Annotated in this window: 21 protein-coding genes; 8 read left to right on the forward strand and 13 right to left on the reverse strand. The window is 61.8% G+C overall.

Annotated features, from left to right (window positions below):
* Positions 1–40: 40 nt before the first annotated feature.
* Both der and EP165_RS00730 read right to left on the reverse strand, forming a co-directional pair.
* Positions 41–1,459: a ribosome biogenesis GTPase Der gene (gene der, locus EP165_RS00725; RefSeq protein WP_127519643.1), complete on the reverse strand. Its 1,419-nt coding sequence runs from the start codon at positions 1,457–1,459 to the stop codon at positions 41–43.
* A gap of 26 nt (positions 1,460–1,485) precedes the next feature.
* The gene (locus EP165_RS00730) at positions 1,486–2,151 is read right to left on the reverse strand and encodes a tetratricopeptide repeat protein (protein ID WP_127519644.1); all 666 of its coding nucleotides are present in this window, start codon (positions 2,149–2,151) and stop codon (positions 1,486–1,488) included.
* A gap of 171 nt (positions 2,152–2,322) precedes the next feature.
* Here EP165_RS00730 and EP165_RS00735 point away from each other — a divergent pair, with 171 nt between their 5' ends.
* A complete protein-coding gene (locus EP165_RS00735) occupies positions 2,323–3,330 on the forward strand; it encodes a polysaccharide deacetylase family protein (protein ID WP_245439907.1) in 1,008 nt (335 codons plus the stop codon).
* A 3-nt stretch (positions 3,331–3,333) separates the two neighbouring features.
* On the opposite strand, the gene sbmA is transcribed toward EP165_RS00735, so the two are convergent.
* The 9 genes from sbmA to EP165_RS00780 all read right to left on the reverse strand — a co-directional run bounded on the left by sbmA (position 3,334) and on the right by EP165_RS00780 (position 14,095).
* A complete protein-coding gene (gene sbmA / locus EP165_RS00740; RefSeq protein ID WP_127519645.1) occupies positions 3,334–4,632 on the reverse strand; it encodes a peptide antibiotic transporter SbmA in 1,299 nt (432 codons plus the stop codon).
* A gap of 122 nt (positions 4,633–4,754) precedes the next feature.
* Positions 4,755–5,918, reverse strand: coding sequence for a YbfB/YjiJ family MFS transporter (locus tag EP165_RS00745; RefSeq protein WP_127519646.1), 1,164 nt, complete (start codon positions 5,916–5,918; stop codon positions 4,755–4,757).
* Between the two features lie 114 nt (positions 5,919–6,032).
* Entirely contained in the window at positions 6,033–7,622 is a 1,590-nt protein-coding gene (locus tag EP165_RS00750; RefSeq protein WP_127519647.1) for a BCCT family transporter, read from the reverse strand.
* A 374-nt stretch (positions 7,623–7,996) separates the two neighbouring features.
* On the reverse strand, positions 7,997–9,007 hold the full coding sequence (locus EP165_RS00755) for an ABC transporter ATP-binding protein (RefSeq protein ID WP_127519648.1): 1,011 nt from the start codon (positions 9,005–9,007) through the stop codon (positions 7,997–7,999).
* Between the two features lie 4 nt (positions 9,008–9,011).
* Positions 9,012–10,061, reverse strand: a complete 1,050-nt coding sequence (locus tag EP165_RS00760; protein WP_206075846.1) for a Gfo/Idh/MocA family protein — start codon at positions 10,059–10,061, stop codon at positions 9,012–9,014.
* On the reverse strand, positions 10,058–10,897 hold the full coding sequence (locus EP165_RS00765; RefSeq protein ID WP_127519649.1) for a carbohydrate ABC transporter permease: 840 nt from the start codon (positions 10,895–10,897) through the stop codon (positions 10,058–10,060). Before EP165_RS00765 ends, EP165_RS00760 begins: the two co-directional genes overlap by 4 nt.
* 9 nt (positions 10,898–10,906) lie before the next feature.
* Complete coding sequence (locus EP165_RS00770; protein WP_127519650.1) at positions 10,907–11,833, reverse strand: carbohydrate ABC transporter permease; 927 nt, start codon at positions 11,831–11,833, stop codon at positions 10,907–10,909.
* Positions 11,834–11,897: 64 nt separating this feature from the next.
* Positions 11,898–13,154: an ABC transporter substrate-binding protein gene (locus EP165_RS00775; protein WP_127519651.1), complete on the reverse strand. Its 1,257-nt coding sequence runs from the start codon at positions 13,152–13,154 to the stop codon at positions 11,898–11,900.
* A gap of 47 nt (positions 13,155–13,201) precedes the next feature.
* Positions 13,202–14,095: an N-acetylmuramic acid 6-phosphate etherase gene (locus tag EP165_RS00780; RefSeq protein ID WP_127519652.1), complete on the reverse strand. Its 894-nt coding sequence runs from the start codon at positions 14,093–14,095 to the stop codon at positions 13,202–13,204.
* Between the two features lie 186 nt (positions 14,096–14,281).
* Between EP165_RS00780 and EP165_RS00785 the strand changes: the two genes are divergently transcribed.
* Genes EP165_RS00785 through nagA form a run of 4 tightly spaced genes read left to right on the forward strand, consistent with a single transcriptional unit; the run spans position 14,282 to position 18,160 of the window.
* Positions 14,282–15,172 (forward strand): glucosamine kinase nucleotide-binding domain-containing protein, encoded by an 891-nt coding sequence (locus EP165_RS00785; RefSeq protein ID WP_164742915.1) that lies wholly within the window; start codon positions 14,282–14,284, stop codon positions 15,170–15,172.
* Complete coding sequence (locus EP165_RS00790; protein WP_127519654.1) at positions 15,169–15,939, forward strand: GntR family transcriptional regulator; 771 nt, start codon at positions 15,169–15,171, stop codon at positions 15,937–15,939. Before EP165_RS00785 ends, EP165_RS00790 begins: the two co-directional genes overlap by 4 nt.
* A 23-nt stretch (positions 15,940–15,962) precedes the next feature.
* Positions 15,963–16,973 carry an SIS domain-containing protein gene (locus EP165_RS00795; RefSeq protein WP_127520753.1) on the forward strand — a complete coding sequence of 337 codons (1,011 nt, stop codon included), beginning with the start codon at positions 15,963–15,965 and terminating at the stop codon, positions 16,971–16,973.
* Entirely contained in the window at positions 16,970–18,160 is a 1,191-nt protein-coding gene (gene nagA, locus EP165_RS00800; RefSeq protein ID WP_127519655.1) for an N-acetylglucosamine-6-phosphate deacetylase, read from the forward strand. Before EP165_RS00795 ends, nagA begins: the two co-directional genes overlap by 4 nt.
* Positions 18,161–18,178: 18 nt before the next feature.
* Here the strand turns inward: nagA and EP165_RS00805 are convergent, their stop codons facing one another.
* Positions 18,179–18,961, reverse strand: a complete 783-nt coding sequence (locus EP165_RS00805; RefSeq protein ID WP_127519656.1) for a helix-turn-helix domain-containing protein — start codon at positions 18,959–18,961, stop codon at positions 18,179–18,181.
* Between the two features lie 32 nt (positions 18,962–18,993).
* A complete protein-coding gene (locus tag EP165_RS00810) occupies positions 18,994–19,803 on the reverse strand; it encodes a ferredoxin--NADP reductase (RefSeq protein ID WP_127520754.1) in 810 nt (269 codons plus the stop codon).
* Positions 19,804–19,932: 129 nt separating this feature from the next.
* Here EP165_RS00810 and EP165_RS20350 point away from each other — a divergent pair, with 129 nt between their 5' ends.
* From EP165_RS20350 to fdxA, 3 genes are all read left to right on the forward strand, one after another.
* A complete protein-coding gene (locus tag EP165_RS20350) occupies positions 19,933–20,793 on the forward strand; it encodes a nitroreductase family protein (RefSeq protein WP_164742916.1) in 861 nt (286 codons plus the stop codon).
* Positions 20,794–20,805: 12 nt separating this feature from the next.
* A complete protein-coding gene (locus EP165_RS00820; RefSeq protein WP_127519658.1) occupies positions 20,806–21,498 on the forward strand; it encodes a nitroreductase family protein in 693 nt (230 codons plus the stop codon).
* A gap of 106 nt (positions 21,499–21,604) precedes the next feature.
* A complete protein-coding gene (gene fdxA, locus EP165_RS00825) occupies positions 21,605–21,931 on the forward strand; it encodes a ferredoxin FdxA (RefSeq protein WP_127519659.1) in 327 nt (108 codons plus the stop codon).
* The last annotated feature ends 59 nt before the right edge of the window (positions 21,932–21,990 follow it).

Raw genomic sequence — 21,990 nt, forward strand, 5'->3', positions numbered from 1 at the left:
TCAGAGGTTAAAGCGGCGCAGATTGCATGTGGCGTTGCATTCAGCGGCGTTTTGCGCGCCCTGCATACGGGTTGTCGGAAGTGCGCAGCGCGACACGAATGGGAACGCCAGGCATATCGAAAGCATCGCGTAACCCGTTGACGAGATAACGCACATAAGCAGCTGGCATAGCCTCCGGCCTCGAGCAGGAGATGACGAAGCCCGGGGGACGGGTCTTCACCTGGGTCATATATTTGACCTTGAGCCTGCGGCCGGCGACGGCGGGCGGCGGATGAGCGGAGACGGCGCGTTCCAGCCAGCGATTGAGCTTGCCCGTCGATATCCGGGTGTTCCAGGTTTCGTGCGTGGCCAAAACCGCCTGCATGAGCTTGTCGAGCCCGCGCCCCGTCTCAGCCGACACCGTAACAGCACGGATGCCGCGTATCTGCGGCAGCAGCCGGGTGGTCTTTTCGCGCAGCTCCGCCAGGAGTTCCTGTGGTTCGTCGATCAGGTCCCATTTGTTGAACGCAATGACCGGTGCCCTGCCCTCGCGCACGATCAGGTCGGCGATCTGCAGGTCCTGCTTTTCGAACGGTATCGTGGCGTCCAGCAGCACGATCACCACCTCGGCGAAGCGTACCGCCCTCAGGCCGTCGGCCACTGAAAGCTTTTCCAGCTTCTCCTGCACCTTGGCCTTGCGCCGCATGCCCGCGGTGTCGAACAGCTTTACAGGCCGGCCGCGCCAGTCCCATTCCACTGAAATGGAATCGCGGGTGATGCCGGCCTCGGGCCCGGTCAGGAGACGCTCCTCGCCAATCAGCGCGTTGATCAGCGTCGATTTGCCGGCATTCGGGCGGCCGACAATGGCAATCCTCAACGGACGGGTCGGATCGTAGGCCGGCTGCACCTCGGCGTCGGGGTCCTCGATGTCCTCACCGATCAGATCGGCCTCGGGCACCGCGGCCACCGGTTCACGATCGAGCGCGGCCGGAAACGCGGCTACCAGCGCGTCGCGCAATTCGTTCATGCCGATGCCGTGCTCGGCGGAAATCACGATCGGTTCACCGAGCCCGAGTTCCCACGCCTCGGCGGCGCCGGCCACCGCGTCCCTGGCCTCGGCCTTGTTGGCCGTCAGCACAACAGGCTTGCCGGCGCTGCGCACCTGGTCGGCAAACGTTCGGTCGTCCGGCAACAGGCCGGTGCGCGCGTCGACCATGAACAGAACCACATCGGCTTCAGCGATCGCAGTTTCCGTCTGCTGCCGCATACGCGCGGCGAGCGATTCAGGGGCGGCGGTTTCAAGGCCCGCGGTGTCGATTACCTCGAAACGCAGATCGAGCAATCTGGCAGAGTGACTGCGACGGTCGCGCGTAACACCAGGCGTGTCATCCACAAGCGCCAACCGGCTGCCGGCCAGCCGGTTGAACAATGTCGACTTACCGACATTTGGCCGACCGATGATTGCGAGCCTGAAGCTCATGAGCGTTCTTTCAAGCGTGAAGGTGCCTAGGAGGCGGCGGCGGTGCCCCGCAGAAGCTCGACCATGACGGTTGCCCGCTGGCGCGCGTTGCGCGGCGCAGTATCATCGCCGGTAATCTGCTCGAACAGTGCAAGCGCGTCGGCGGAACGTCCCTCGCGCCACGCGGAAAGGGCAAGCGCCTCGCGCGCCGCGTGGCGCAGGCTGGCGGAATCGGCCGTCAGCACTTCAACCCGGGCGGCAACGTCGTCATAGGAGCCGCTGTCGACCAGCACGTAACCGGCCCTAAGACGCGCCATGTCGCGAATGGAAGCAGGAACCGATCCGTCGGCAGCAACGGCATCGAACTCTGCGACTGCGGCATCCGCTTCGCCCCGTTCGGCCAATACGGCCGCCGTCCGCAGCCTGGCGAGAACGGGATATGCGCCATAACCATCGGCCTGCAGTGCTTCAAACGCCGCCTGCGCCTCGTCGAGCTGCCCATCGCCAGCCAGTTCCAGCGCGGCAGAAAAACGGTCGCCGGAGGCGTTGGCGCGCGACTGGGTCCAGTAGTCGTAGCCAACCCAGCCGGCTGTTGCGGCAACGACCAGGACGGCCGCTCCGATGAGGGCTGGACCATAACGGCCCCACAGCGCTTTTGCCTGATCCTGGCGAAGTTCTTCATTGACTTCGCGGATGAAACTGTCGTCGGACATCAAGAACACCTTTGCGGAAAACGGGCTATCGCCGTTATCCCATCATTGCGGCAGCCTTTTAGCGGTTTTTCGCCGGCATGGAAGGCCCGTGATCAAATCAGCTCTTCGCGCCAACGAACACGGGCTCGGCCGGCACCGCAAGTCCGCCACATTCGAATGCCTAATGGCGGTATGTTTCGGTTCCGGTTCAAGCGCGTTCTGTCGGGTGCGGTGTTTGCCTTATTCGCGGCGATGCCGAATGGGGGGCATGCTGCGGAACGCCCTGTCCAGTTTGTTGTGATTTCGTTCGATGGCGCCCGCGAGATCGAACAATGGAACCGCAGCCGAGAACTGGCACGCAAGGCGGGCGCGAATTTCACCTTTTTCCTGTCCTGCACCAACCTGATCGCCGCTGAAAACAAATTCGACTACGCTCCGCCAGGTCACAAACGCGGCGCATCGAATATCGGCTTTGCTGAATCGCGCGAGGATATCGCGGCCCGGCTGCGCCAAATCTGGACAGCGCGGCTCGAAGGCCACGAGATCGCGAACCATGGCTGCGGCCACTTCGATGGCGGCGGCTGGAGCAAAGGCCAGTGGATAGCCGAGTTCGGCGCGTTCACCTCATTTCTGCGCGACGCGTGGAGTATAAACGGCATCCCCTTCGCGCCCGCGGGCTGGACGAAATTCGTCGAGACCGAAATCACCGGCTTCCGGGCACCGTATCTGTCCGTTGGCAGCGCGCTAGAGCCGGCTCTTGCCGAAGCCGGGTTCACATATGACGCCAGCACCGTGTCACGCGATCCGCAGCAGCCCAGCGGCGGCAAGGTGGTCGGGTTCTCGCTGCCGATGATCCCGGAGGGCCCCAATGCACGGCGCATTCTGGCCATGGACTACAATCTTTACGTTCGCCACTCGGCGGCGATGGAGCAGCCAAGCAAATCGGCGGAATTCGAGGAGCGTGCCTACCTGGCATTCAGAGGCGCATTCGAGCGCCAGTATCGCGGCGACCGCGTTCCGTTGCAGCTCGGCTTTCACTTTCGGCTGATGAACGACGGCGCTTACTGGCGTGCACTCGAACGCTTCGCGATGGAGACCTGCAGCCTGCCCGAGGTGCGCTGCGTCTCCTACCGCGATCTGCTTCGGCAGCAGAATAGCGCGACACTTAGCGAGGCCGGCGCAAAACCTGTTACCGACTAGGCCCTACTCCGCAGCCCCAGGCGCATTGGCGTCGCGCTGCATGTATTCGCGATCGATATCGGGTAGCGGCTTCCCGTCTATCGCGGCTTCGAATGCCTTGAGGCGTTTGTAGATCGACATCAGCTCCACGATCGTCGTCCAGGAGTTGATGAGATACTGGAACGAGCCTTCGACGCGCGAGAATGCGCGGATGATCTGCTGCATGACACCCAGCGTGATCGTGCCGGCGATGATGGTCGGACCCAATGCGATGTAGGGAACCAGATTGCCGATCTGCAGGTAGAATATGCGCACGAGGTTGAAATACATGTAGTTGAAATAGAGGCGGAAATAGTTTCGGCGTACGTTTTCGAACAGCTCGCGGAGCGTCAGCGGTTCCGCCCTGTCCTCATGATCCTCGCCGTAGACCAGCTCCTTCCGGTAAGCCGCCTCGACCCGCTGGTTGCGGAATTCAAGCCCCGGCAGACGGATACCCGCCGCGGCGACAATTGCCGTGCCGAGCACGGACCAGAGGATCGCCGTGAACACCAGGCCCTGACTCACCTCGCCGATAAGCGGCAAGTGGGTTACATGCGCGGACAGCCCCCATAGCAGCGGCAGGAACGCAATCAGCGTCATCAGCGAATCGACCAGGCTTATGCCCAGGCTTTCGGTGATCGATGCAAAACGCATCGTATCTTCCTGCACGCGCTGCGCCGCGCCCTCAATGTGGCGAAGCTGCTGCCAGCGGTCGGTGTAGTACTGGTTCATCGCCGTGCGCCAGCGGAAGATGAAGTGGCTGACGAAAAAACGGAACATCGTAGCCACAAACACGTAGACGAGCGCGATCTGCAGGAAGGTTGCGATCTGCCAATAATAATCGGACGCCTCGACCGAGCCGGGCTCGCCAAGTGCCTTTTGCACCAGGTCGTAGAACGTGCCGAACCATTCGTTGATCATCACATCGAGCTGGACGAGAAACCAGTTGACGAAGAAGATCAGCGCCGACCCCCATATCGACCAGCGCTGCCAGGGGTGCGGCTCCAGGCGCGACCACGCAGCGACGAAGACAACAATCGATACGATGAAATACTGATAGAACCAGAAGCCTCCGGCGTCGGCCTGCAACTCCTGCAATGCAAGGGTCGCCGCTTCGTCAGCTCCGGTCAACGCTTCCGGAAAGCCGTATCCGAAAAAGCCACCCACCGAGAGCGTCGGCCCCCAGTCCCGTGCGACCAGATACCAGAAGAGCACGCAGAAGAGCGCCCATGCCGTCGCTGAGATGAAGAGCAGCCTCGGTCGCGGAAAAAACGAAACGAACATGATTGCGCTTTCGGGTTCTAGAGCTGAATCCGGTCAATGACCCACAGCCTATTTAGGCGATTTGCGGGCCTGCCCTTCATAGAACCCGGTCAAACAAAATAAAATAGTCGTGCGTGGCGGCTTCAACCTCGGCCGGGCACGGCGATATTGGCCACCAGGATTGCGCAAAGTCCCAGAGCCGCCGCCGCTACCAGCGACGGAAGCACGAAACTCCCCGTCCAGTCGGCGAGATAACCGGCCATGACGGGTCCGACGATCTGGCCAAGCCCGAAGGCAGCCGTCATCAGCGCGATGATGCGGCGCGGGGCGTGCGGAGCCAGGCGCCGAGCAGCCTGCAGGCCAAGCGCAGTGACGCCGATAAAGGTTGCTCCAAGCAGCACCCCGCCGATGAGCGGACCGGCATAGCCGCCAAGCGTAACCGACACGACCACACCTACGAGCTCGACCGCACAGCCGGCTGCGTAGGCGCCGAACAGACCGATGCGCGTTGCAACGGTGTTCCAGAGCCAGACCGAGGGTATGCCCGCCAACCCGGTTGCCAGCCAAACCCAGGCCTCGAACAACCGACCGCCTTCGCCCAGGCGGACGATCGCAACGAGGAAGGTAGCCGTAACCACATAACCGAACCCGAAAAGGCCGTAGGAAAGAACCAGTCGCGCAAGTTTTAGGTCGAGGCGTAACGGCGGCTCCGCAGCTATCCTGTTGCCGCTGGGGCCCGGGTTCCTGACCATACCGACCAGCGCCAGAGCCGCCGCGAGCGACGCTATGCCAGCCCAGATCCAGCCCTGCCGCCAATCGGCACCGGCGTGAAGCAATGCGGCGATCAGGAGCGAAGACAGGGCGATACCCAGGCCGACCCCGCCGAAATGCAGTGCCGTCAGCCCCTCGCGACCCGCTCGCCCTAAACGGTCGAACACGATCGACGACAGAAAAATCATCACCAGCGCGCTTGCAACGCCGGCGGCAAAACGGATCGCGAGAAAGGCGCTCATGTCGACGGTCATCGCCATGGCCGCTGCAAGTGCGGCGCTGGCGAACATGCCGCTCAGGATCACCAGGCGCTCACGCCCGGCACCCCAGCCTCCGGATGCCACGAGCGCACCGGCCAGGTATCCCAGATAGTTAGCGCCCGCGATCAGGCCGCCGTCAGCGGCCGAAAGCGACAGCCCGTCCATCATGCCTGGAAGGATGGGGGTGAATACGAACCTGCCGATGCCCATGACTGCGGCCATGCCGATCATCCCGGCAAGCGCAATCTTGAGGGCGGATACGGACTCGGTGCTCATTCCCCATGATCGGCTGACAGACGGTTGCGCCACAACCCGCCAGCGCGCGCCCGGGCATTGGCCAGAAAAAATGCCCCGCCGAAGCGGGGCATTTTGTTAGCCTACCGTTCGCCGCTACCGCTTTTCCGATCTCAGCGCGCGGAATGTCGCGTACATCATCAGCAGCATCAGTATCGCGAAGGGGAATCCGGTCGCGATCGCGCCTGCCTGCAGGGCCGCGAGGCCGCCGCCAAGCAGAAGCACGATGGCCACGAGGCCCTCGAAGATTGCCCAGAACACACGCTGCGCAACCGGGGCGTCGACCTTGCCGCCGGCGGTGATCGTGTCAATCACCAGGGAACCGGAGTCCGATGAGGTGACGAAGAACACGATCACCAGGATGATGCCGACCAGCGAAGTCAGCCCTGCCAGAGGCAGTTCGGCAAGCATCCGGAAGAGCGACAGCTCCGGCACATAGTCGACCACAGTCTGCTGAACGCCGGTGTAGCCATCGGCCAGGAACTGGTTGAGCGCCGTACCGCCGAAGGTTGTCATCCACAGAATGGAGACCAGCGTCGGAATGATCAGCACGCAGATAATGAACTCGCGCACGGTACGACCGTAGGACACGCGGGCGATGAACATGCCGACAAATGGCGACCAGGAAATCCACCACGCCCAGTAGAACGTGGTCCAGCCATGCAGGAAGCCAGTGTCCTCGCGGCCGATCCAGTTCGAGAGTTGCGGCAAGCGGGTTATGTAGTCCCAGCTATTGCTGAAGAAGCCCGTGATGATGGCGAGGGTCGGCCCGAGAATGATCACGAACAGCAGCAGCACCAATGCCAGCACCATGTTGATTTCGGAAAGCCGCTTCACGCCGGCTTCCAGACCTGCAACGACCGAGACCAGCGCCACGGCGGTGATGCCCAGAATCAGTAGTACTTTCATCGTGTCGGTATTGGGCACGCCATAGAGTTCGTTCAGGCCCGCCAGGGCCTGCGATGCCCCGAACCCGAGCGACGTGGCCAGGCCGAACAGCGTGGCAAATACCGCCAGCGTGTCGATGACATGCCCGATCCAGCCGCGAATACGTTCGCCGAAGATCGGATAAAAGGCGGAACGAACCGACAGGGGAAGCTGCTTGTTGTAAGCCGCCAGGGCCAATGACAGTGCCACCACCGCGTAGATTGCCCAGGGATGCAGACCCCAGTGGAAGATCGTTGCCGACATGCCAACCTCGCGGGCGGCATCGACGGCTTGGGGGTTCACCATGCCATCGGTAACCGGAGCAGCTACGCCGAGCGGCGGATTGTTGAAATGGTACATCGGCTCAAGCACGCCGAAGAACATCAGGCCGATGCCCATGCCGGCGGCAAACAGCATCGCGAACCAGCCGGAATAGGAGAAATCCGGTTTCGCATCGGCGCCGCCGAGCCGCACCTTTCCGAGCGGCGATACGACAATGGCGATGCAGAACAGGACAAAGAGATTACCCGCGAGCATAAACAGCCAGTCGAAGGTAGATGTCAGCCAGGTTCGCAAGCCGCCGAGAACTTCGCCTGCGCTGTCGCGGAAAATCAGCGTGACGATGACGAAAGCCACGATCACAACCGCGGAGAAGAAGAAGACAGGGTTGTGAACGTCGAGCCCCAACACTTTCACGTTGTCTTGTCCCGGCTCGAGTCCGTGATCGGGGACCTCGGTCTTGAAATCGGTTTCAGCCATAGTGTTTCTTCCCTCCTTGGTCGGGGCCCCGTGGCAGCACCAAAGCGGCAGGATTACCGAACAGCTGGTTGCTGTGCGCGGCGACCGAAGCGCTTAGCTCTTCGCTCGATCGCTGGGCCGCATTTGCGTCACGCGACGAGCCCGAAACGGCTGCGCGGCGACGCGCATCAACGGTGGCGCAAGTGCGATAGGCAACGTGGCCTGATCGCGACGGAATGGCGTTCCTTTTCCGACCTTGTAGCGAAAACGACGCCCAATTTCACGGGATCAGGGCAAAAAACACCGGGCTGCCTGGGGAAAACCGACTCAAACCCCTGCTGAACGCTGAGGAAAGCGGGCCGGCAGCGATGTCGCATTCAAGCCAGTTGTTCCTCCTATTTGGAGAGACGGATGCGCTTTCCTTCGGCATCGAAGCGGAAGATACGAGAATCGTCGATCACCAGTTCATGCCTGGAGCCGACCTCGAATGCGTGCTCGCCGAACATGCGGACGCCGACCAGCCCCGCGTCGGCGCAATTTACGTAAATGTTGGTCTCGCCGCCGAGATGTTCGATATGCGAGATTTCGCCGCCAAGCCGGCCGCCCGACGATGCAAGCGTGATGTGCTCGGGCCGCAGGCCCGCGGTCTCCGCATCCTTTATGCCAACCAGCCCGGCGTCGACAAAGTTCATCTGCGGCGAGCCGATAAACCCGGCGACGAATTTGTTGGCCGGGTCGTTGTAGAGCTCCATGGGCGAGCCGACCTGCTCGATAACACCCGCATTCAGGACCACGATGCGGTCGGCCAGCGTCATCGCTTCGACCTGATCGTGCGTCACATAGACCATCGTGGAGCCCAGCTGCCTATGCAGTGCGGCGATCTCCAGCCGCGTATTGACGCGGAGCGCTGCGTCCAGGTTGGAGAGCGGCTCGTCGAACAGGAAGAGCTTCGGCTGGCGCACGACAGCGCGCCCGATCGCGACACGCTGGCGCTGGCCGCCCGATAGCTCAGCCGGCCGGCGCTCCAGATATTCCTCCAGCGACAGCATGCGCGCCGCCACCGCCACGCGCTCCTCGATGACCGATTTCGGACGGCCTGCCTGCTTGAGGCCAAGGCTCATGTTTCCGCGTACGGTCAGGTGCGGGTAAAGCGCATAGGTCTGAAACACCATGGCGATGCCGCGTTCGTTCGGCGGCTTGGCATTGACCACCGCGCCGTCAATCTCGATGGTGCCGGACGAAGTGTCCTCAAGCCCGGCGATCATGCGGAGCAAGGTCGACTTCCCGCAGCCGGACGGGCCGACAAAGATTATGAACTCGCCGTCTTCGACATCCAGATCGACGCCTTTGATGACGTCGACATTGCCGAATGATTTGCGGACGTTCCTGAGGCTCAGCGTACCCACTATCTCAACCCTGACTCTTGAGTTCGATGACCTTGCCGGTGCGAATGCTCTCGTCGGCTGCAAGGCAGATGTGCAGCGACGCGACGGCGTCTTCCATATGCCGGGTCAAGTCCACATCGTTGCGGATCGCGTCGATGAGATAGGCCTGTTCGGCATCACAGAGTTCCTGATGACCCGGCTCGCCCGGAAAATCGACGTCTGTATCCTGGCCACCTGCGCTGTGAATGCGCAGCGCACCGACCTTGGTATGGCCCTCCACGCTGTCGGAATCCGGATGCATGCCCGACAGGATCGAAACGGCGCCGTTGGGCGAAATGACATCTTTCACGAAATACGCAACTTCGGACATCATCGGACCCCAGCCGGCTTCATACCAGCCAGCCGAGCCGTCTTCGAAAATGACCTGGAACTGGCCGTAATTGTACATGCCCTGGTCGATCTCGTCCGACAAACGCAGGCCCATTCCATGTACACGCACGGGTTTGGCGTCGGTGATCTGGCACATGACGTCGACATAATGAACGCCGCAATCGACGATCGGCGGCGTCGTTTTCATCAATGATTTGTGCGTTTCCCAGGTTGCGCCGGTCGACTGCTGGTTGAGGTTCATGCGGAAAACATACGGGCCGCCAAGCGCGCGCGCTTCCGTAACAAGGCGCTGCCAGGAGGGGTGGTGGCGCAGAATGTAGCCGATCACCAGCTTGCGCCGGTTGGCTTTGGCGCAGTCCACGACGCGGCGCGCATCCTCAACGGTGGTCGAGAGCGGCTTTTCCACGAAAACATGCGCCCCCGCTTCCAGTGCCATGCAGGCATAGTCGGCATGGCTGTCGGAATAGGTAGCAACGACGACAATGTCGGGTTTCTGCGCCCGGAGCGCCTCGGCGAAATCGGTGTAAAGCGGGTAGCCAGAGAGCTCGTCCGGCAAGGCGACGGGCGAACGGTTGACCAGTCCGACAATCTCGGCCTCGCCGTGCTTGTGATGCGCCAGTGCATGGCTGAGGCCCATATTGCCCAGGCCCGCAACCACCACTCTCAACTTGCCGTTCGAACTCATTTAACTGCTCCTGCGGTGATGCCCCGGATCAACTGGCGCGAGAAGATCAGGTAAAGCACCAGCACAGGCAGGATCGCCAGCGAAAGCGCTGCAAGGACGGCATTCCAGTTGGTTACGAACTGGCCGATGAAGACCTGCGATCCCAGTGTGATCGTCTTGGTCTGTTCGGCGGGCGCCAGGATTAGCGGGAACCAGAGGTCGTTCCAGATCGGGATCATGGTGAAGACGGCCACGGTTGCCATTGCCGGCCGCACCAGCGGCAGGACGAGCCGCGCGAAGATGCGATATTCGCTGAGGCCGTCGATCCGGCCGGCGTTCTTCAGATCGTCGGAAATATTGCGCATGAACTCCGATAGAATGAAGATCGCGAGCGGAAGCCCCTGCGCTGTGTAGACCAGTATGAGCGCCGTAAGCGTGTTCACCAGACCGGTTGCCACCATCAGCTGCAGTATCGCCACGGTGCCCAGCCGGATCGGGATCATGATTCCGAGCGCAAGGTAGAGCCCCATCAGCGAGTTACCCCGGAAGCGGTATTCAGACAGCGCGAACGCAGCCATCGCTCCGAACAGGAGCACCAGCGTCAGCGAGACGACCGTCACGATGAGGCTGTTCTGGAAATAGAGCAGGAAGTCGCCCTGTTTCAGTGCGGTTTCGTACCCGACGAGACTGAAGGTCTCGGAATTGGGCAGCTCAAGCGGCGAACGGAAGATCGCCTTGCGGGCCTTGAACGAGTTGATGACGATCACAAACACCGGGAACAAGGCAATGACGGTGTAGGTGATCAGGATCGCGTGGGCGGCGATCGATCGTCCGGCTGAGTGACGTGCGGTGCTCATAGCGGCGGCCTAAAACTGGTAGCGGCGCAGCCGCGTCTGAATGCCGAAGAGGTAGATGCACACCCCGCACAGGATGATGATGAACATCGCCGTTGCGATGGCGGAGCCCATATTCGGGTCGCCAAGCTGCAATTGGAAGCCGAAGAAGGTGCGGTAGAGGAAGGTACCGAGCACATCGGTCGAGAAGTTGGGTCCTGCGAGCGCCCCCTGCGCTGTGTAGATCAGGTCGAAAGCGTTGAAATTGCCGACGAAGGTAAGCACCGAAATGATCCCGATGGAGGGCAGGATAAGCGGCAGCTTGATACGCCAGAACTGCGCCATGCCGGTAATGCCGTCGCATTCGGCGGCCTCGATGATTTCGTCCGGGATCGACAGCAGGGCTGCATAGATCAGCATCATCGGTATGCCGACGAACTGCCACACCGATATCAGGCTGAGCGTGGTGAGCGCGTATTCTTCCTTGCCGAGCCATGGCGCAAACAGGCTCTTGAGGCCGACAGCATCAAGCAGCGTGGGCGCGACGCCCCAGAGCGGGCTCAGGATCAGTTTCCAGGCGAAGCCGACAATAACGAAGGACAGGATAGTCGGGATGAATATCGCGGTCCGGTAGTATGCGGCCATGCGAAGCTTCGGACTGCTCAGCAGCGCCGCCAGCAGAATACCGACCGGGTTCTGCACCAGCATATGGACGATAAAGAACCAGGTGTTGTTCCAGAGCGCGTTCCAGAAACTATCCGACCAGCGCGGGTCTCCGAACAGGGTTTTGAAGTTGGTCAGGCCAACGAAAACCTGCTCGTTGTCGACTTCCCTGAAAAGCGCAAGCTGTAAGGTTCCGAAGAGCGGCAGGATCATGATTGCCGTGTAGACCAGCACTGCGGGCGCCAGGAAAACGGCAATGTGCCAGCGCCTCGAGCGCTTGTGCGTTTCCCCGTCCATGATCCGAGCCCCCCTGGTGTCCGACACGGGCCGCGCAGTCGCGGCCCGTGCCGTTAGTGTAAGCCTATTGCTGCGGTGCGTACCAGGAGGCCAGGCCGTCCTGCAGCCGCTTGCCGGCATCTTCAGGCGATTCCGCGCCACGGATCACGTTGGCGGAGGCGTTCCACGTCTCGTTTTCCAGGTTCGGCGTACCGCGCGACAGGATCTGATAGGTCGAGCGGATCGTCGAATTGCACTTGTCGCGCCAGGAGACGAACTCCTGCGCAAGCGGGTCTTCCATCGCCACCGGAGACGAATTCAGCGAGAAGAAGCCCGGCAGTGCATTGGCGTAGAGCGATGCGAATTCAGCCGACCCGACCCACTCCAGGAAGGTGCGGGCTGCGTCTGCATTCGGGCTTTTCGCATTCATGCCGATTGCGATATCGGTGTGGTCGGAGATGTAGCATTCGTCGCCGGCGTTCTGAACCGGCGGGGCAAAGGCGCCCATCTCGAAGTCGGCCTGCGAGTTGAAGCCGGAAATCTCCCACGAACCGGCCGGATAGATTGCCGCCCGTCCGAGCGTGAACATGTTCTGGCTGTCCGGATAGGTCTGAGCCTCGTAGCCATCGCCCAGATAGTCGGCCCACTTTGCGAGCTGACGGTAGGGCGCAACCCACTGGTCGTCGGTCAGTTTCTGCTCGCCCTTGATGAGCGCCAAACGACCTTCTTCGCCGCGCCAGTAGTTCGGCCCGACATTGTTGTAGCCCATGGTTGCAGCTTCCCACTGGTCGTTGGTGCCCATGGCCATCGGAACATAGGTGCCGTCTTCCTTGATCTTGTCGAGAGCGGCGAAGAACTCGTCGACCGTGGCCGGAACTTCGACACCGACCTCGGCGAAGGCATCCTTGTTGTAGATGAAGCCATGGATGACCGACGCCATCGGCACGCAGAACGTTGCCGAGCCGTCGTCGGTCTGCCAGGCCGATTTGGCAACGTCGGAGAAGTTTGCCATCGCTCCGAGATCCGACAGGTCTGACAGGTGACCGGAATCGTAGAGCGCCAGAGAGGCGTCAAACGGACGGCAGGTGATGAGATCGCCAGCCGACCCTGCTTCGAGTTTCGAATTCAGCACTGCGTTGTATTCAGCCGGCGCCGACGGTGTGAAATTGACCTTGATACCCGGATTGGCGGCTTCGAATGCCGGAATCAGGGTGTCCTGCCAGATGCCGAGATCGTCGTTGCGCCAGCTTTCGATGGTCAGCGTGACGTCCTGGGCGATGGCCTGATTGCCCGCCAGCACCGAGGTGCCCAGCAAGGCCAATGCGAAAGTTCTGAACTTCATTTCTCTCTCCCTTTGTGTGCCCCTTGCGGGTGCTGCGAAGTTGCTGATTATCCCCTCTCCACCGAGGCCAGGGCCTTTCTCAGCTTGCCCTGATGCTGGCGGAGCAGGTCGTCTGCGGACCGGGCATCGGATACACCCGCCGCCATGAGGATTGCGTGCTTTACCGAGCCCTGCGAACGCGACAGAAGCTGCTGCGACGTGACCTCGTCGCACCCGCCTATGTCGGCGACGATACGGCTGGCCCGCTTGTTCAGCTTGGCATTGTCGGCGCGTAGATTGACCATGTGGCCATCGTGAACATGACCGAGTTCGACGGCCATGAGCGTCGACATGAGATTGAGCGCGGCCTTCTGCGCGGTGGCTGCGCCCATGCGCGTCGAGCCGCTGATGAGCTCGGGCGGCGTCGGCAGCAGAATTGCGATATCTGCCGCTTCCAGAAGCTCTGCGCCGCTGTTGTTCGCAACGCCCACCGTTGAAGCTCCGGCCCGCGCCGCAGCCCGCAAGGCGCCCAGAGTGTAAGGGGTCGTTCCACTGGCGGAGACGCCAATCAGGCAATCTCCCCGACCCAGCCCGGCCGCACCGACATCGCGGGCGCCCTGCTCCGCATCGTCTTCGGTCGACCCGGCAAGGTCGCTAAGGCTGGCCGCGCCGCCGGCAATGAGGCACTTCACTCTCGCAACGGGAATGCCAAAAGTGCCTGGCAGTTCCAGGCCGTCGGCCATCGTCATGAGCGCCGAACTGCCCGCCGCTGCATAGGCAATCGTACCACCGCCGCGTACGCAGGCTGCGAGCCGCGCCGCGGCCTCAACGATCTGGGGGAAGGCCGACGAAACGGTGTTGAGCGCGCGCAACTGACCGTCAAGCAGCAGCGCGAGAATGCTCTCGGGCTGCTGAAGATCGAGGCCGAGCGACCTGCTTTCGACACCTTCCGTTGTTGTCATTCGCGACAAATCCTCCTGCGGCTCATTAATACCATTTTAGTACCACTTGTCCAGCGGATTTTAACCAATTGATGTCTTCAACTTCGCTGCGCCGCACATAACGCAAGTGTTTCAGTGATTTATTCGGAAAATGAGGGTGCACGAAAAAACGCTTGGTTAATGGTTATAAATTGGTATTATATTGGCATGACACATGTCACAGCTCCGATTTTTGGCATCGATGGCGGCGGCACAGGCTGCCGGGCGATTGCATTGTCCGAGCGGGGCGAGTTTCTGGGTGAGGCCGAAACCGGCTCGGCAAATGTGATGACCAATTTCGCCGGTGCGGTCGACAATGTCACCAAGGCTTGCCGGCTGGCGCTGTCCGCGGCCGGGCTTTCCGAAGCGCTGATCGCGAAAGGACATGCATTCGTCGGCGTGGCGGGGGCGAATGTCGGCAGCCGCGGCGCCGACTTCGAACAGGCACTGCCCTTCGAAAAAAGCATTGTGGAAACCGATGCGCGGATTGCACTGCAGGGCGCTGTCGGCGATGCGGACGGCGTCGTCGCAATTATCGGAACGGGTTCCGCGTTCATTGCCAAGTCAGGCAAAGCGATCAGGACGGCCGGCGGATGGGGATTCGTCGTGGGGGACCTGGGCAGTGGAGCGCGGCTCGGACGACAGCTTCTCGAAGAAGCGCTCCTGGCCCACGACCATGTGCGCGCAACGACACCGATCACCGCCCACGTACTGAACGACTTCCGCAACAATCCGCAGACGGTAGTCGAATATGCGCATTCTGCGAGCCCCGGCGATTTCGGCCGGTTCGCGCCGCTTGTGCTGGAATTTGCGGAGCGCAAAGATCCCACCGCCCAACGCATCATGGCATTGGCGGTTCAGGACGTCGAAGAAGCACTGAGTGCGATCGTCGACGACAAAACCGAACGGCTTTGCCTTCTCGGGGGGCTGGGCAGGCGCTATCGCGGTTTCCTGTCGGAGCGGTTTGCCAAAATTCTGGCAGACCCGCAGGGGTCGGCCGTTGACGGCGCAGTGGCTCTTGCGCGTCAGAACTTCCTGGCCGGGAGCACCGCCCGATGACGGACGATCTGGCGCAGATGCTTGACCAGGAAAGCTGGAACCGCAAGGGCGGCGGGCCGCTCTATGTGCAACTGCGCGGCCATATCGAGAGCGCGATCAGGGCCGGCGCACTGAAGCCCGGACAGGCTCTTCCCTCCGAGCGCGAACTCGCCGAGCTGAGCGGCATTTCGCGGATTACGGTCCGCAAGGCGGTGCAGGACCTCGCCCGCAGTGGCCTGGTGGTCCAGCGCCAAGGCTCAGGTACATCGGTTGCGCCGACCCTCAACCGTGTCGAACAGTCCCTGTCGCGCCTCACCTCCTTCAGCGAAGATATGGCATTGCGCGGCAAGGAAGTGCGTTCGCAGTGGCTGGAACGCGGCCTGTTCGCTCCTTCGGTGAATGAAACGGTAGTGCTGGGTCTCAAGCCCCACGGGCAGGTGGCGCGCATTTCACGGCTTCGGCTCGCCGACGACATTCCACTGGCGATCGAGCGCGCTTCGCTGTCTACCGACCACCTGCCCGACCCGGAAAACGTGCAGAGTTCGCTCTACGCCCATCTCGACAGCCGGGGCTGCAAACCGGTCCGCGCGATCCAGCGAATCCGGGCTGTCAGCCTGGACCCTGCCGACGCGGCCCTGCTCGACGTGGAGGAGGACGCAGCGGGGCTGAGCATCGAGCGCGTATCCTACCTGGCCAGCGGGCAGGTCGTGGAATTCACCCAATCCAAATATCGAGGCGATGCCTATGAGTTCATCGCCGAGTTGCAGATACCTGGAGGGACGCATTGACCGACGTGCCCAGCGCCACTTTGATGCGGCAAGAGGTCGGCGAAATTCCCGACGCCATCGGCCGGCTGCTTGACGCTGCGCCTGCGATGATCGAGCCGGCCGCGATCGAAATCAGACGCACGCGGCCGAAGCTGATCGCAACGATCGCACGCGGTTCGTCCGATCACTGCGCCACCTATCTCAAATACGCGTTCGAAATCGAAGCCGGCATTCCCGTAGCCTCGCTCGGCCCGTCGGTCGCTTCGATCTACGGTTCGCGGCTGCGGCTCAGCGAATGCGCCAGCATTTCGATATCCCAGTCCGGCATGAGCCCCGACATCGTGGAGGCTACGCGCGCCGCACGGGATGGCGGCGCCGTGGTCGTGTCGATTACCAACACTTCGCACTCACCGCTTGCGGCCGTTTCGGACCATACGTTCGATATCGCCGCAGGCCCCGAAAAAAGCGTTGCGGCCACGAAGACCTTCGTAAACTCGCTGGTCGCAGGCCTGCTCCTGCTCGGTTACTGGCGTGCCGATCAGGAGTTGCTCGAGGCTCTTGCCAGATTGCCCGAACAATGCGGTCGCGCGCTGGCGTGCGACTGGAGCCCGCTGCTGGAGCGCCTGAAGGCTGCCGATTCGCTCTATGTGCTGGGCCGCGGCCCATCGTTTGCCATCGCAAATGAAGTCGCGCTCAAATTCAAGGAAACCTGTCAAATCCAGGCCGAGGCGTACAGCGCCGCGGAGGTGATGCACGGGCCGGTCTCGATCGTTCAGGCCGGCTTCCCGGTCCTTGCCCTTGCCGGCCGGGACGCCTCGCTCAACTCGACATTGAGCGCGGCCGATTCGCTTGCCGCCAACAAGGCAGACGTGTTCGTGACAGCTGACGGAGCTGAGGGGCCCGCGCTGCTGGACACGGTTGCGTCCGGCCATCCGCTGACCGATCCCATTCTGACCCTGGTGAGTTTCTACGCGTTTGTCGAGGCGCTGGCCCGTGCAAGGGGACGCAACCCCGATACGCCGCCAAATCTGAAGAAAGTGACGCAGACGGCATGAGCGGCACGGCGAACATCACCGCGCGGCGCCTGTTCGATGGCGAGACGATGCATGAAAATGCAACGCTGGTGATCGAAGACGGCCTTGTCGCGGAAATCGTTCCGGCCGACCGGGCACAAGCCGGGGAAAACGGCCCCGGCTTCACGACCGGTATGGTTGTCCCCGGTTTCGTCGACCTTCAGGTCAATGGCGGCGGCGGCTATCTGCTCAACGACGATCCCTCCGTGGAAACGATACGTGAGATCTGCGCAGCTCATATCCGCCTCGGCACGACATCGATCCTGCCGACGCTGATCACCGACGGCGTCGACAAGGTGCGTGCCACAATCGACGCGGCGATCGCAGCGCACCGTGCAGAGGTGCCGGGCTTTCTCGGACTGCATCTTGAGGGACCGCATCTCTCGATCACACGCAAGGGTGCCCACTATGCCGCCCTGATGCGGGAGATGTCGTCTCAGGATATGAAGCTGCTCATCGACGCGGCAGCGCAGTTGCCGCATCTGATGGTTACGCTGGCGCCGGAAGTGGTTTCAGCAGAACAGATAGGGGCACTCGCCAGGGCCGGCGTGGTGGTCAGCCTCGGTCATTCCGACTGCAGCGCCGCCGTTGCCCTTGAAGCCGCCGAAGCGGGCGCAAGCTGCGTGACACATCTCTTCAACGCCATGAGCCCCCTTTCCCACCGCGAACCGGGTCTTGTGGGGGCTGCGCTCGAAAGCGGCAAACTGAGTGCCGGTCTCATCGCCGACGGTTATCACGTCGATCCGATAGCCATAAGGGTCGCCCTGGCGTCCAAACGCCGTCCCGGCCACCTGTTCCTGGTCAGCGACGCAATGTCGGTGACAGGATCGGACCTCACCTCGTTCACGCTGGCGTCGCAGAAGATATTCCGCCGGGACGGGCGCCTGACCCAGGAGGACGGTACGCTGGCAGGCGCGGATCTCGACATGCGCATGGCGGTCAAGTTCATGGTCGAGACAGTCGGACTGGGCGTCGAGGAAACCTTGCGGATGGCGACCGGATATCCGGCAGCGTGCATGCGCGGGTCGGCCAGAGCCGGCCATCTGAAGCCCGGTTCGCCGGCGGACTTCATTCATCTGAGCGACGCATTCGATCTGGAAGGCGTATGGCTGCGCGGCGGCGCCGTCCAGAACCTCAATCCGCGTCCGGAACTTTCGCCTTCTGCCTGATCGCGGCAGCGGATCGCATCATGCCTTGTAGCGCGCCATGAGCTCGCGCAGGTTCGAAACATTCATCCGGCGATAGGCGTTCTTGCGGTGCGTGATAACCGTGGTTTCCGCGATGTCCAGAATTTCTGCTATCTCGGCAGCGGTGCGGCCCTTGATCGCCATTGCCGCCACTTCGCGCTCGCGGTCGGTGAGGGCCGGATAGTTCAGCGCCAGCCGGACCTGGATATCGTTTCCCCGCCACACCGTCCCTTTCAGCGTGAAGGCGACATGACGCTCCGTTGCCGCGAGCATGACACCGAGCACCGCGATCAACCTGTCATAGCCGCTCTCTGCAAACGCCTCGTTTTCCTGCGCACGGTAGAGACTGATTGCCATGCCGTAATCGCGGCGACGCCTGATCAGCGATATCCGCGACCCGATGCCGGCCTGCTCGTAGCAGTCGCGTCTATAGGTAAATGAGGTAATGCTCTGCGCGGTCTGCACCGTGAATATGTCGCCGCTCCAGTCCCGGCTGGTCAACAGAGTGGAATTACGGTCATCGGCGGCGTGCCGGCTGTAGTTCCGCGCCGCTATTTCGGCGCGGCGCTTCCCGGCGACGGAAGCTGTCCCGACAAGAAGCGGTGTGTCCCTGTCGCCCATGCAGAACACCGAAACCAGATCGGCGGCGGCGGTTGCCTGGCCGAAAATCATCAGGGCATCGACGAATTGCGGCTGACCGATCGCCGCCATCAGGGCGGAGACGACCCCGGTTTCAAGATTGGCGCTGGGCAACGCACCTGAAAGCCGCCGTTCGAGCAACATGCGGCTAGCTTCCACCAGACCGGCGTCTCACGCTAGCCCACGAATGCCCTCTCGATGACAAACTGGCCCGGATCCGCGTTCGAGCCCTCCTGAAACCCCCTGCCCTCGCATACCGCTTTCAGCGTCTGAAGCATGGCCATTGACCCGCAGATCATGACCCTGTCGGTCTCGGGCGAGAGCTCCCCACCAGCAATTCCGGCCAGCCGCCCATCCTCGATCCAGGCATCGATCCGCCCGCTGTTTTCGAAAGGCTCCCGCGTTGCGGCCGGGATGTGATGGAGTTTGTCGCGGCAGAGTTCGGCGAGAAACTCGTGCTCCCTCACCGATCGCACAAGGTCAATCCCGTATTGCAGTTCAGCTACTTCCCTGCATGTTTGAAGCAGGAACACGTGGTCGAATTTTTCGTAAACCTCAGGGTCGCGGATGATGCTCGCGAATGGCGCAATGCCGGTTCCGGTCGAAAACAGAAAAAGCCGCTTGCCGGGCAGCAGCGCATCGAAAACAAGCGTGCCGACAGGCTTCGGGCGCATCAGAATATGGTCGCCCGGTGCAATCTCCTGAAGCCGGGACGTCAGCGGCCCATCCGGCACCTTGATCGAATAGAATTCCAGCTGCTCCTCCCAGTTGGGGGATGCTATCGAATAGGCGCGAAGCAGCGGCTTGCCGTTCACCTCGAGCCCGATCATCACGAACTCGCCCGACCGGAACCGAAACGACGCCTGCCGTTCGGTGGTGAATGCAAAAAGGCGGTCCGTGTAGTGCCGGACCGAGAGCACGCGCGGCGCGAGAAAGCCGTCTGGCGGATTTGCCGGGTCAATTTTCGCCGCTACCGATTGGCTCATCGTCTTTCTCCCAAGGCCGTCGCTTTTCCGACAGCTAGCGGCGGCGGCCTCCGGTCCACTATCCTCATTAATGAGGAATGCGCGACCCGGCGCCGCTGCCTAACACTGGCCGAAAAGGGAGGAACTGTGGTGGAGCAATCATTCCAACAGGTGATCCGCAATCGCAGGAGCGTGCGCAAGTTCGAACCGGGCAACGCGGTTGGCCGGGAAGTTCTTGAGCGCATCGTGGATTGCGGGCGCTGGGCGCCATCGGGTGCCAATGCCCAGTGTTTCGAGTTCATTGTCGTCGACACGCCTGACCTGCGCAATCAGGTCACCGAAGTTTTCCTGCGGCAGGCACAGCGGCTGGTCGACCACGCCAAGGGATTTCCCGCCGTCAAGAAGACCTATCTCGCCAACACCGTGGCTATTGTCATTGTGCTTGGCGACCCGCGATGGAAAGTCTGTTTTCCGCAACCGACGACGGATGGCTGGGAAGCGGAGTACCGCGACAACAACGAGGCGATCTTTCTGTGTTCGCTGGGCGCCGCCATCCAGAACATACAGCTCGGAGTGGCCGCGGAAGGGCTGACTTCAGCGTGGCTGTCCGGTGGCGGCGAAGACATAACCAACAAGGAACTGGCGGACCTTCTGGGCTATCCTGAGTGGATGAAGGCCTATGGAACGATCCCGATCGGCATACCGGCCGCGACGCAGGACCGTCGCTACCGCAGGCCGCTGGCGCAATGCCTGCACTGGAACGGCTACAATCCGGCCCAGTTCCGCACCCATGAGCAAGTGGACTTCTTCGAAAGCACCTTGCGACCGTTCGCCATGTACCGCGACCGCGAGAATTTTCAGGACTGGGAAGATCGAACCGAGAAGCTCGGCGAGTGGGACGCCGCGTTCACTTCGGCCACACCCAATCCATCGGGAAAACTGCAGCCTGAAGCGGATTTCTCCGCACCGCGCACGCTTGGCCAGGCCACGAAACGGCGTCAGAAAGACTGAGGAGACAGCAGAATGTTCGCCCGCGAGCATATTAAATACGAACCCGTCGATCTTCCCGACCGCGCGAACATGTCGGACGAGGAGATGCGCGCCGCCGCCAAGGCGTTTTATGAAAACATGCGGCGGCGCCACACCGTGCGCGACTATTCGGACCGCCCGGTTTCGCGTGAGATCATAGAAGACTGCGTTCGTACCGCCGGCACCGCACCGTCCGGAGCCAACCATCAGCCATGGCATTTTGTGGCAATTTCCGACCCGGCCTTCAAGAAACGCATCCGCGAGGCTGCCGAGGAAGAGGAGCGTCGATTCTACGAAGGCGGCGCGGGCGACGAATGGCTGAAAGCGCTCGAGCCAATCGGCACCAACGATCACAAGCCGCATCTGGAAGAGGCGCCGTGGCTGATCGTGATCTTCGCGCAGCGCTGGGGGCAGTTCGAGGACGGCACCAAATACAAAAACTACTACGTGCCCGAGAGCACAGGCATAGCCTGCGGCTTTCTGCTCGCGGCGCTTCATCAGGCGGGGCTTGTGTCCCTCACCCACACACCGAACCCGATGAAGTTTCTAAACCAGATGCTCTCGAGGCCCGACTCCGAAAAGCCGATCATGATCGTGGCGGTGGGCCACCCTTCAGAAAACGCGAAGGTTCCTGCCGTCGCCAAGCTGAAGCGCCCCCTCAACGACATTCTCACCATCGCTGAATAAGAGCGGCCGCGTACCGGCGAATGCGTCCGGTGCCCCTGTCGAAAGAACCCGAAACGGCCGGCATCACCCCATGATGCCGGCGACGACCAAGGCATGGAGCGCTTGAATGACCTATGTCGTGACCGACAATTGCGTTGCCTGCAAATATACCGACTGCGTGGAAGTCTGCCCCGTGGACTGCTTCTACGAGGGCGAGCTCATGCTGGTCATCAACCCCGACGAATGCATCGATTGCGGCGTCTGCGAACCGGAGTGCCCGGCGGACGCCATAAAGCCCGATACGGAAGGTGGGCTTGAAGATTGGGTGGCAATCAACCGCGATCTCTCAGCCAGGTGGCCGGTCATCAACACACGCAAAGACCCGCTTCCCAAAGCCGACGAGATGGACGGCGTCCCGAACAAATTCGAGACGCTCGTCGCCGCGAAGACCTGAATTCGCCGGTACGCGGCTATCAGCGTGAGCCTGGTCCTGGTTGCCTGGCGCGGCTGCCG

This window comes from Mesorhizobium sp. Z1-4, assembly GCF_004000235.1.
GTDB lineage: Bacteria > Pseudomonadota > Alphaproteobacteria > Rhizobiales > Rhizobiaceae > RCIO01.